Annotated in this window: 7 protein-coding genes; all 7 read right to left on the bottom strand. The window is 56.4% G+C overall.

Going from position 1 to position 12451, the window contains the following annotated elements; genetic code table 11:
- Positions 1–2 precede the first annotated feature (2 nt).
- A complete protein-coding gene (locus tag AC5S27_RS05200) occupies positions 3–1325 on the bottom strand; it encodes a glucoamylase family protein (RefSeq protein ID WP_493933504.1) in 1323 nt (440 codons plus the stop codon).
- Positions 1326–1613: 288 nt separating this feature from the next.
- Positions 1614–2441, bottom strand: a complete 828-nt coding sequence (locus AC5S27_RS05205; protein WP_493933505.1) for a fumarylacetoacetate hydrolase family protein — start codon at positions 2439–2441, stop codon at positions 1614–1616.
- The gene (locus tag AC5S27_RS05210) at positions 2438–4465 is read right to left on the bottom strand and encodes a YjhG/YagF family D-xylonate dehydratase (RefSeq protein ID WP_493933506.1); all 2028 of its coding nucleotides are present in this window, start codon (positions 4463–4465) and stop codon (positions 2438–2440) included. Before AC5S27_RS05210 ends, AC5S27_RS05205 begins: the two co-directional genes overlap by 4 nt.
- A 65-nt stretch (positions 4466–4530) precedes the next feature.
- A complete protein-coding gene (locus tag AC5S27_RS05215) occupies positions 4531–7233 on the bottom strand; it encodes a glycoside hydrolase family 3 C-terminal domain-containing protein (RefSeq protein ID WP_493933507.1) in 2703 nt (900 codons plus the stop codon).
- A gap of 187 nt (positions 7234–7420) precedes the next feature.
- Complete coding sequence (gene otsB, locus AC5S27_RS05220; RefSeq protein ID WP_493933508.1) at positions 7421–8245, bottom strand: trehalose-phosphatase; 825 nt, start codon at positions 8243–8245, stop codon at positions 7421–7423.
- Between the two features lie 98 nt (positions 8246–8343).
- A complete protein-coding gene (locus AC5S27_RS05225) occupies positions 8344–10785 on the bottom strand; it encodes an alpha,alpha-trehalose-phosphate synthase (UDP-forming) (protein WP_493933509.1) in 2442 nt (813 codons plus the stop codon).
- A 360-nt stretch (positions 10786–11145) separates the two neighbouring features.
- On the bottom strand, positions 11146–12372 hold the full coding sequence (locus AC5S27_RS05230) for an MFS transporter (protein WP_493933510.1): 1227 nt from the start codon (positions 12370–12372) through the stop codon (positions 11146–11148).
- Positions 12373–12451 lie beyond the last annotated feature (79 nt).

The following is a 12451-nucleotide window of genomic DNA, read 5'->3' on the forward strand; positions in this document are numbered from 1 at the left end:
AACTATCCCTGCATGCTTCCCGAAACAAATCCGGCCTTCTTCATTGCATCCAAAGCCTCTGGGTTGCGCATGAAAGTCTCCCAGACAAAGCTGGTACGCAGGTTCTCGGCCATAATCAGTGAGATTCCCTGATCAATGCCGAGCACATCGGAGTCATACCAGTTTGCCGCTGGATGAAACGCATCTACGAATCCGTATCGACCCCACGCCTGCTTGCCCCATTTCGCTTGCATGGCGCGCAGAACGTGAAGACAGTCTGCGGGCACGAATGCCAGGGAGCCCGCTGCGGCATTGGGTACAACAGTGCCATCGACCGGCCCTTGCAGCGGAGGGCCGCCCCATGCTGTGTAGCCCTCCTGGTAGTCCGATGCGCTGATGCCCCAGTAGTCCTCCGAATACCACTTGGGCATGGAAAGACAGAAGGCCTTATGCGCGCGCGTTGCCTTCACCGAGTTCTCAAAGTAGTCCGCGTATTTGTCATGCTTGGCGCGGAAGTCGAACCACGCATGCGAATACTGATGCGTAAAGATGGGATCATTGCCGCTGATGAACTTAATTCCGGCGTATTCGATAGTGGGCCGCGTCCACGCATCCCATGCACTCGCAGGAACCGGATGGGACGGCGATCCGATGGCGAGCAGATAAATCATCATCAACTCGCAATAATGGGCCCACCGAGCATCGAGAAATCCTTCCTTGGGGTGCCATCCCATCGAGAAGGTCTTGCCTCCGTTGAGCATCCACGGCCAATCGACACGCTCATAAATTTGCGTTGCAAGTGAATGAATCTTTGCGTCCTTGAAGTACGCACGGGCAGTCAGCACGCCGCACAGGAGAAGCGCCGTGTCGATCGAGGAAACCTCTGAGCCCGAGAACGGAACTCCAGTTTCAATATCGGTGAAGTGGTAGTAGAAGCCGTGCTCTTGATGAAAATGGTGGAGATGCCAATCGAGAGTTGCCTTGACTCGCTCAACAATCTGCTCATGTGGCAGGTACTTGCGGCGATCTGCAATGCAAAGAGCAGTTAGCCCAAATCCCGTTGCGGCGATGCTTGCCATTTTACGTGGATCACGTGCACCGGCCGCGAGGTCGTTGCGCGCGCGATCAAGAACCTGCCCGGTCTCGGGGCTCGCCTGCTCCCAGAAGAACATGCAGGCACGCTTTTCGAGGTCGTCGAGAAAGGCTCCATCTTCCGCGGTCAAGGTATGATTGGCGCGGGGAGCGGAGGCCCATACCGATGAGGGGATTAGGGGAGTCAAGGCAGTTCCGCCAAGGGCTGCTAGGACCTTGCGACGACTCAGCGGAGTATGGAAGAGGGAGGACATCGTATCACCTTCAAATGATTCATTAATCGAGGAAAAGCCAATGCGCAAGCGATTGCGCACTTGTCTTGATACCACCTTGAATTGGGCTCTGTCAATCACTGCTTAAACCGCGGGTCTGGTTGAGCACGTCGGCCGCGGGTACTTGGTTACATCTCTTATACAACTTATGAACGAGAGTGGATTCGCCTCGCAGTCAGCACTTTGGATGCCAAACGATTTACCGGCACTTATAACGGTCTCGCTGCATCAGTCCATGCTTGGACTACTTTAAGGTCCTGCCTGAGTAACTTAGGCTACATGGTTCACGAGCGTCCCAATTCCTTCTATCGAAATCCGGATCTGGTCTCGACTCTTTAGCGTGAACGCATCTGGAGGGATGATGCCCGTGCCAGTCAGCAGAAAGCATCCGAATGGAAAACTCTGATCGCGGTAGAGGTAGTCAACAAGAACGCGCGGGTCCCGCTTCATCTCGGATAGTTTGATCGAACTTGAGAACTCGGCGATCTCATCGCGCAGAATCTCCATAGAAATCGTCGTTGTGCTGGGCATCGGCTTATCGTGAACAAGGATCCCTGGACCAAGCGCACAGCTAAAGTCGTAGACCTTGGCCTGCGGCAGGTAGAGAGGATTCGCGCCTTCAATGTCTCGCGAGCTCATGTCGTTGCCGATGGTGTAGCCAATAATGGCTCCCGTCGGATTCACGACGAGAGTGAGTTCCGGCTCTGGCACGGACCAATGCGCATCGGAGCGTATTTTAACGGGACTGTTTGGCCCCGCGACCTTGTGTGCCACAGCCTTGAAAAACAATTCCGGTCGTTCTGCAGAATAGACGCGATCGTAGAAGTCTCCACCGCCTGCATCCTTCGACTCTTCAATGCGGGCACTGCGGCTGCGATAGTAGGTCACACCGGACGCCCATACTTCCTGGTGTTCGATTGGAGCCAGGAGCGTCGATAGGTCGATCGCATCAACTGCGCCGCTGGTTGAGACAAGTGAATTGAGATAGCCATGAAGGTCCGGCTGTGTGAGCAGCACATCAACCGAACTTTCAGTCAGGTGGTAGTACCGCAAGTCTTGTTCAACGAAGAGTCCACGGGTTGTTCGATAGAGGATCACAGATTTGCCCTCACTGAATCATGCGCATTGTCTGAACTTTTTCCCTTGTTGAGCAGTGTTGTGATGGCATCGACATCGTAGACACAACCACCCCATATTCCGCCACTGGCTTGAACCAGTGCAGCCCACAAACGCGTATCATCCGGCACCGAAGGATGAGCTCGCAAGTCCGTTCGTGGCGAGCGCGAACTGAGCAAATCTGTGCCATTCTCGATGCTGTTGCTGCTTGGCCCTTGGCTTAGCAGATTGACAGATCCCGTAAACATGGTGCGATCAATGATGATTTCAATCTGATCGCCGTCTTGCAGCTTGCCGAGAACGCCTCCGGCGAGTGCTTCCGGAGAAATATGCCCGATGCATGCGCCGGTTGATACACCGCTGAAGCGGGCATCGGTCAATACGGCAACATGTTTTCCAAAAGGAAGTGCCTTGAGTGCTGAAGTGATCTGGTAGATCTCCTGCATCCCTGCTCCCGCAGGTCCACTGCAGATCAATACAAGCACGTCCCCTGCGATGATTTCGCCTGTCTTGATGGCTTGTATGGCCGCTGCCTCAGTGGTGAAGACCCTTGCTGGCCCGGTATGCCTGTAGACACCATCATCATCGATGAGGGAGGTATCAATCGAGGTGCTCTTGATCACGGATCCTTCCGGAGCAAGGTTGCCGAATGGAAAGCACACAGTCGACGTCAGTCCACGAGACCGCGCGCGGTCCGGAGATAGGATGACATTGTCAGGATCAATTCCATCAAGATCAACCAGGCGCTTGCGGAGAGCATGGCGGCGAGGACTCTCCTGCCACCAGTCGAGATTGATATCGAGAGTCTCTCCGGTGGCCGTCATCACCGTGGTATCCAACAGCCCGGCTCGGCGTAGATGCAGCATGACCTCTGCGGCCCCGCCAGCGAGAAAGACTTGAACTGTGGCGTGATTTTCTGGCCCGTTGGGTAGCGCATCGACGATGCGTGATACCTGCCGATTGATTCTCTCCCAATCACTTGCCACGGGGCGCCGCAATCCCGCCGCATGAGCGATCGCCGGCAGGTGGAGAAGAAGGTTGGTCGAGCCTCCAAAGGCTGCATGAACCACCATGGCGTTATCGACAGAACCCTGCGTTACGATCTGCGCTGTGCCAATGCCAAGTTGCCGGAGCCGCAGCACGGCGCGTGCGGATCGTCTTGCTACATCAAGCCAGATGGGCTGCCCAGATGGTCCAAGTGCGCTATGCGGAAGAGCCATGCCGAGCGCCTCGGCAATGACCTGCGATGTCGCAGCAGTGCCCAGAAACTGGCAGCCCCCGCCAGGGGAAGCGCAGGCGCGGCATCCCATCTCCGCTGCGTACTCGAGGGTGATTTGGTCTTGCGCGAACCGAGCGCCAATGGTCTGCACCTTGCCGGCATCCTCGCCATGTTCTGGCAGAAGCGACACGCCTCCGGGTATAAGCACTGTAGGAATTTCGCCCGATGAAGCCAGGGCCATCATCATTGCCGGAAGGCCCTTGTCGCATGTGGCAATGCCCAGCACCCCCGCTCGCGTTGGCAGCGATCGCATCAGCCGCCGCAAGACGATCGCCGCATCATTGCGGAAGGGCAGGGAATCGAGCATGCCTGTTGTGCCCTGTGTCCTGCCGTCGCATGGGTCAGTGCAAGCTCCGGCAAAAGGCACTGCGTTGAGTGTAGCGAGTTCCCGTGCAGCTTCTTCTACCAGTAAGCCGACTTCCCAGTGACCCGTGTGAAATCCTAATGCGACCGGACTTCCATCCGGAGCGCGAACGCCGCCATGCGTGCTCAGAATCAGTACTTCGGGCCCAAGCACATGAGCCGGACTCCATCCCATACCCACATTCATGCTCAGGCCAAAGAGATTACCTGAAGGCTGATTGATGAGCATCTCTGCCGTGAGTGGGAGCTGCCCTGCAGGGCCCGGCGCGTGGGTCAGAACTGTGTCCCAGGTCACGTTCTCAGATTCCAATACCGATGCGACAGCAATAGGTGGGCCGTTGCGCTTGATCAATCTTTTCCTCACTGCAAAGCTATGCTCGCCTGACAAAGACGAGCATAGCCTATTTCACCCGTCGCGATGAGTTGAAGCTATTCAGGCAGCTTGAGAGTTCCTTCAATGGTGAACTCGCCTGTTAATGTCGGAGCGGATGTTCCGGGCTGGCCACCGCCAATGCTGACCTTGTACTTGCCTGCCGCGATTGTCGGATCGCCAGCCTCGGTCACCATGCTCAGGTCTCGCTGGTTCAAGTCGAATTGCACGGTCTGCTTGGCTCCTGGCTCGAGGTGTACTCGTTTGAAACCGCGAAGCGCTTTTAGGGGAGCACCTTTGACATCTGGAAAGTTGAGATAAAGTTGCACCACTTCATCACCTGCCTTCTTTCCCGTGTTGGAGACTGTCACCTCCGCCGATAGAGGCTTTCCGGCCTGGATGCTGGGTCTGGCCAGTTTTAATCCGCTGTAATCGAAGGTCGTATAGCTCAAGCCGTAGCCAAAGGGATAAAGGGGAGAGCCAATAAAATAGCGATAGGTGCGACCCTTCATCGAGTAGTCCTCAAAGGCTGGTAACTGGCTTACATCCTTATAAAAGGTAACTGGCAAACGTCCCGCTGGATTGTTCTTACCGCTGAGAGTCTCTGCGACTGCGGCTCCGCCTTCTTCTCCTGAGTACCATGCGTCCACAATCGCATTGGCGTGATCCTTGGCCCAGTTCACTCCGAGAGCGCTGCCGTTCATCAGCACCACCACCATTGGCTTGCCCGTGGCAGCGACCGACTCGAGCAAATCCTGCTCCGGTTTGGGCAAGTCCAAGCTGGTGCGATCACCGCCCTTGAAGCCATCTTCGTTCACCGGCATCTCTTCGCCTTCCAACTGGCTCGTGATGCCAACAACGGCTACGACAACATCGGCATTGTGAGCCGCCGCAGCTGCCTCAGGGGAAGGCTTCATATCCACCGTAGACCAGATCAACTGCGCTCTTACTGCGCCAGTGCCGGTCTGAGCGTATTCGACCTTGATTTCCACCTTCTTTCCCTTCTCCAGGTGAACTCGGCCCATCTTCGGTTCAGCGCCATTTGTCATGTAATTCTGAGCGACCTGCTTGCCGTCCACTGTGACTTGCGAGAATCCGTCCGCGAGAAGGCCGATGTTATATTCTCCTGATTCCGTTGGCGTTAGGAAGCCCGTCCACTGCACGGACAGTGGAGTCTTGCCCACTGCCTGAGCTGGCAATCCAGACGCAGTCAGATCGAGAGATGCTTCTACGCGGCTGGTCAAAGGAGTTGGTTTACCACCCATGATTTCTCCGGTGCCGTAGTCAGCCTTCAGACCCGGCTTACCGTCGGGCGTGGAGAGCAGCGAGGCGGGCAGTGGGCTACCCTCGGATCGCAGGAACTGCGTGCCTGGAACAAAGGTGATCTGAGCGTTGGGGAATTCCGCTTTCAGGCCATCGAGAACGCTGACAGAGTGCGTGGGAATGCCGTTGTAGTTGCCAAGCAGGACCTTGGTCTGGTCTGCGAGAGGACCAACGACGGCGATTTTCAACGCGCCTGACTTGAGCGGCAACACACCATCGTTTTTGAGCAGAACCATCGATTCGTTGGCCAGCCTGCGGGCCAGGGCGCGATGTTCAGCCGAGTCCAGTTGCTTCTCGTCGATCTTCGAATACGGCACCATTTCCGGCGGGTCGAACATACCCAACTGGATGCGCGCAGTGAACAGCCGTCGCAGACTTTTATCCATCTCGCTCTCTTTCAAGAGCCCCTGTTTCACGGCATCTACATAGGGCTGATAGTCATGACCGTCGGTTACCTTGGCGATAAAGTCCACGCATTCATTGTCCATGCCACGCTTCACAGCCAGCGCCGATGCCTCCGGCTGGCTCTTGGTAAAGTGGTGGCCGCTGTAAATGTTGAGTACTGCTTCGCAATCGGAAACGACGTACCCTTTGAAGCCCCATTTGCCTCGTAATTGATCTTCAAGCAGAAACTGATTCACGCAGGCAGGCTGCCCGTTAATGCTGTTATAGGCGCACATCACCGAGGCAGCTTTACCTTCAACGACCGCTGCCCGGAAGGCGGGCAGGTATGTATCGATTTCGTCGTGCTTGCTCACCGTAACATCAGCTGTATGGCGCGTCGGTTCCGGTCCGCTGTGCACGGCAAAGTGTTTGGGCGTCGAAATCACGCGATAGTACTTCGGATCATCGCCCTGCATGCCGGTCACAAATGCAACACCCATTTTCGCGGTCAGAAAGGGGTCCTCGCCGTATGTTTCCTGGCCGCGCCCCCAACGAGGATCGCGAAAAATGTTAATGTTCGGAGCCCAGAAGTCCAGGCCCTCAAAGATGTTGCTGTGCCCTGCACGCACTGCCTGCACATGCTTGATGCGCCCCTCAATGCTGATTGCGATAGCCATTTCGTGAATCGTCGCAGGATCGAAGGTCGCTGCCAACCCAATCGGTTCGGGGAATTCCGTCGTTCCGTTCACGGCAACGCCATGCAGACTCTCGCTCCACCAGTCGTAAGCAGGCAGGCCAAGTTGAGGGATGGCGCGAGCCTGATTCACCAGTTGCTGCGCTTTTTCCTCGATGGTCATGTGCGTGAGCAAGTCATCGACGCGCTGGTCAATCGGCAAGGCAGGATTCATATACGGCATTTTGGAAGCATCCTGCATGGTCTGCGAAGGCTTGTCCGCGGCCGCCTGCTGGGACCAACTAGTATTGGTCAGAGTAAGGCAAGCAACCAGTAAGGCAGAGCCGATAGCCAAGCACCAGCGGGATACGCGAGGCGTCATATTGGAATCTCCTAAATCGCTTTATTTTTGAGAAAAGCGAACGGCGACCAATGTAGTCTTCCCGCCTGTACTTTGTAAACAGGATTTCGTGTGGCTCAACGATGCCGGGACGGAGGAACGTTTGAGGGCTCTGACAAGAAGTTGAATTTGCAAAGCTGTTTTAGGAGATGCCCCGGACGGATCTTTGTTAGCTGCGGACTGCGTCGAGCCAATTGTTCAAGAAGCGCCGCAGCTCAACCGGCGGCCGTAACCATATCCGCGCAGTCGTCGGTCGCCATTCCCGTCGTACAAGAATCCCGAGTCCTCGACTCGAAATCTGCTCGAAAGCATCTTCGTCGGTTGTGTCGTCGCCGAGGTAAGCCGACGGCGTGTAGAGTGGAAATTCGTTGAGAAGCAAACGAACTGCATCTCCTTTGTTGCGGCCGGCTCTCACTTCAACACCACCGTCGAAGTGGAGCACTGTTATTCCCGGTATGCTTTCAAGTGGAGCGAGCAGTGCCTGCGCCTGAAGCCGCGCCGCATGAATGATCTTCGACGATTTCCCACGCCAATGCAGAACCACCGCATTCCACTTATTCTCGAAACGCAGCCCCAACTCGGTTGCAAACTGCGCCGTGTGGATCGCATGCCGCGCGGTGTTCAAGTGAAACTGAACCTCTTCACTGAGCGTTTGATGCTCGATCTCGCCGCTTGGAAACAGTCGCTCTGCACCATGCAGGCCCCATATTTCTGGAGGCCGCTTCATGCCGATCTGCACGGCAACATCGACTGCCGGTCTGCCGGTGACGATCGCGAGGTGCGTACGTCCCTGCTCCTGGATCTGATCGAGGAGCGATGAGACCCGCGCCCACGGGCGTACAGTCGATGGATCGACCCGGAACGGTGCCAGCGTTCCATCGAAGTCCAGCAGCAGCACTGACCTGCCCGCGACGGCAACAGATTGGAAAAATGGCTGAAGGATGGTCTCGTTGGAACGCTGGGTCGTAGAGACTTCTTCCAAGGCGGGTATCAAACGCTTCTCCTTACGTGGTTGTGATTTCGTTATGGTTCGTCTTAGCTCTCACGCCGCGTCTTGAGCCCTGCATGCTTCAACGTGATAGTCGCCTTTTGTCAGGCGAGCTTCAGTTGCGCCTGAGGTCCGGTCTCAACTGGATTCTCATCTTCCAATCGGACCGCACATACATCCGTAAGCACTCGAGACGCCCATCTGTAGACGTTATGCTCTTTCACTTGGTGGCGCATCCGTTCCATGCGTAGCCTTCGCTCTCCGGGACTCATCTCGAGCGCTGTTCGAATGGCCTCGCCAACCTGCTCAGTGTTGTAGGGATTCACCAGCAGCGCATCCCGCAACTCCAGCGCCGCTCCCGTGAATCGGCTAAGGACTAGCACCCCGTCGCCGTCCTTTCGGCTGGCGAGATATTCTTTGGCTACCAGGTTCATTCCGTCGTGCAGCGCTGTTACGACGCATACCTCCGCAGCGCGGTAGAACCTCGCAACTTCCTCGTGGCTGCATTGCCGTTCAATCAGAATCACCGGTTTCCAATTTGACGTTTCGAAGCGTCGATTGATGCGAGCAGCAGCCTCTTCGACCTGCAGACGCAGCGCTACATATGTTGGAATGCGCGTGCGGCTAGGAGCGGCAATCTGGACGAAGACAATCTTTTCTAGATACCAGGGGTGCTCTGCGAGCAGGTACTCAACCGCAAGCAGCCTCTCCACAATGCCCTTGGTGTAATCCATCCGGTCAACACCCAGCAGGAGATGCTTCCCTTCAATCCCCAGTTCGCGATGCAGCGGCCCAGTGCCTACCTCAAACTCATTCGCAGCATCAGTCTCACTCTGGATCGCAGCTCGAACAATTTCCGGCCGGCCAATGGCACCTGGACGGTCACCCCTGTACCCAAGTTCATCGGTCGGATGCTCATCCCAGGCCACACTGATCGGGAATGGCCGAACCAGCGAGAGATGTCCACCTCGGCGAATGCTGAACTGCTCCCAATCGGTTCGTGCCTCGAGGACCCGATCCACGGTTTCAAGAAAATTATTGCAGTGTGATTGAATATGAAAGCCAAGAACATCCGCTCCGAGCAGGCCATCAACCAGTTCTGCCTGCCATGGGCAAATGCTGAAGGCCTCAGCATTCGGCCAGGGGATATGCCAGAAGATTGCGACACGCGCGTCTGGCCTTGCTTTTTTGATCATCGCAGGCAGCAATGCAAAATGATAGTCCTGCACGAAGACGACAGGGTGTTCCGTATCACGCATCTCCTCAACCAGGACCTCTGCGAATCGGGCATTCACCTGCTGGTAGTAGTGCCAATCACTGGCGCGGAAGATGGGCCGTGTATGTGCCATGTGGCAGAGCGGCCACAATCCCTCATTGGCAAAGCCTTCGTAGTAACCCGCTTCTTCCTCCGCGCTAAGCCAGACGCGCCGCAGGGTGTAACGCGGCTCATCCGGAGGCACTCGCAAGCGGTCACGCGCGTCCACAAACGCAGCATCTTCACTGCCACTGCCATGCGCAATCCACGTGCCATCGCAGGCGCGCAGAACGGACTCCATCGCGGTTACGAGCCCGCTCGGCGGAACAACGCACTCCGTTTCTGATCCTCGCTTTACATGCATGTAGGGCTCGCGATTCGACACTACGAAGAGCGAACCACTGCCTAACCTCTCGCGTACGTGCACACCCAGACGATCTGCCGTCCATACATGTTCGGCCGCATCTCTAAGACGCGCTTCGGATTCCGCAGCGGCACGCGCTCTGGTCAGGTTCTCTGCAAGCGTGGTCACCTCGTTCGCGAGAGGGAGCAGGTAGCCAAACTCCTTTGCGCCCTCATCCATATTCGCGTTGCCTTGACGCACTCTGCGCAGCCATTCAGCAGCCCGCGTGACAGGCCTCAGCAAAAACCACCGCACCATAACCACCGTTACAACCACGACAAGCACAACCATGGCCGCGATGCGCAGAAAGCTTCTCCGCCATACGTCCATTCCCTCGATGCGGATATAGTCTGCGTCAGCCAGCATGACCAGCGCACCGATCGTACGCTGACCGTCGTGCAGCGGAATGGCGTCTTGATACCACAATCGTGTGGACTGTGCGGGTGCCGACGCGTCTCCGCCACGATTTGCATCGGAAGAAGACTCCACGGACGGCTTACTGCGGGGTGCCGCGACCTTAACGAAGGCTGTAGCTTCTTTGCCATCTTTGAGAGGACGATCAAGGAACGAGGTCGAGAGATTAGCAAGCGGGAGTATATCGCCAGTCGATGCGATTAAGCGCCCCTGCACGTCATACACCGCAAGGCTTGGCTGATCCGGATATTGGCGTAACTGTTGCAGAGCGCGTGGCAGAGCCTCAGGAGGCCCCAGCGTCAATTGCAGCTCAATCTGGGGTTGTAAGCCGGCTCCGTACCACTGTGTCCGTCGTGCCAGGTCGGTTCGCAAGGTATGTTTATGAGCCAACACATCAAAATAGGTCGAACCTACGGATATAAGGGTGATGCCCACGAGCAACGCAGCAACGAGCCTGATACGAAAAAAATGCATCACGTTCCTCCTTCAGCAAGGGGGGAAAGGGCATCCTCGCGGGAATCGGCATCGAGTACGTAAGTGGTTGTAGCGCCGGGAGAATGCCAAATTAAGACACAACCTTTTAGATGCAGTATGACGGGCATCGATAGCAGGGTGCAGAGTCATTTTGACCAAGGCAGGGAAAAAGATCGGCAGGATCGCAAGACATTGATTAAGTGCAGCTTATAGTCCAGCCCAAATCGCACTCTGCAGCGTTTTCAGGATGCGGGACCTGACCACCACCATTCTATCTTGGATCTATACGGACCGGGGTTGATCGCCTTAACGGATGCGGGCAACCACGGACATAAAAACGGCGATCGCACGACTTCGGCCCTACTGTAGCGCCTCGGGGTTTCGTCGCGGCAGTCGCAATCCGGTCGCAATGGCGGCCGCAGCGGCAAAGGCAACCGCGGTAATGCAAAGGGCAAAACTCATCCCGTGGCCTTCTGAAATGCTGCCTACGATGAAGGGAGCAGCAGCACTCAGAAGCCGTCCGCTGTTGTAGACAAAGCCCATGGCCGACCCGCGCAATGCGGTTGGAAAGAGTTCGCTGGTGATCAAGCTGAATCCACTGAAATAGCCACTGCCAAAAAAGCCAACGAGAGGGCCGATAACTAGCAGTGCCATCGGCTCGCGGATCAGCGCAAACAGCGGGACCATCGCAGCTGCAATCAGCAGGTATCCGATATACGTTCTCTTGCGGTCGAAGCGAGCCGCCAAGTACCCGAAAGAAACGTATCCGAGGAAGGTGCCAACCTGCATCTCGATCGTCCAGCTTGAAGTCTGGATGATATTCAGTCCCCGTCCGCCATCGGAAAGGGGCATGGAAAGAAATCGCGGAACCCACGTGAATAGGCCCCACCAGGCGAACAGTGTCGCTGCATTCATCGTGGCGCACACCAGCGTCGAGTAGCCGAGGGATCCTCGGCACAATTGACCAAACGCTACTGACGGCGTGCGCACCTTTTCCCACGCTTCGGGCTCGTGCAAGTGCCTGCGAATCCACAGGGCGACCAGCGCAGGGACGATGCCTACAAAGAAGACTGCTCGCCATCCAAAGTGCGGCATCACCAGCGCTACGACGAGTGCGCCCAAGGCATAACCGACGGCCCATGAACTCTGCATCAACGAGAGTGCTTTACCGCGATGTTTCTCAGACCATGTTTCAGCAACAAGCGCCGCGCCTGAGGCCCATTCTCCGCCCATGCCCAGGCCCAGAATGATGCGGCACATCAACAACTGCATGCTGGCATGCGACAGGCCACACGCTGCAGTGGCCACGGAATAGATCATCACACTTGCTGTCAGCGCTCGTGTTCTTCCGTATCGGTCTGCAAACCAGCCAAATGCGATGCCGCCAACTGCAGCGGATACAAGCGTGGCCGACATCATCGCTCCGGCGAGCTCGGCAGAGAAATGAAGCTCCTTCTGCACCTCACCAAGCACGAGGGCATACAACATGACGTCCATGCTATCCAGCATCCAACCGAGCGACGCTGCCAACAGCGAGCGCTTTTCCTCCGGCGATGCATGGATCAGCCAACCAAAAATCCTGTTCAATCGCGTCTCACTCAGTGTTCGATTCTGCGCCTCTTGCGTTAGAGTTCTAGCATAAGGCAGGCCGTCGTACGGATTGGGT

This window comes from Acidicapsa borealis, assembly GCF_059115245.1.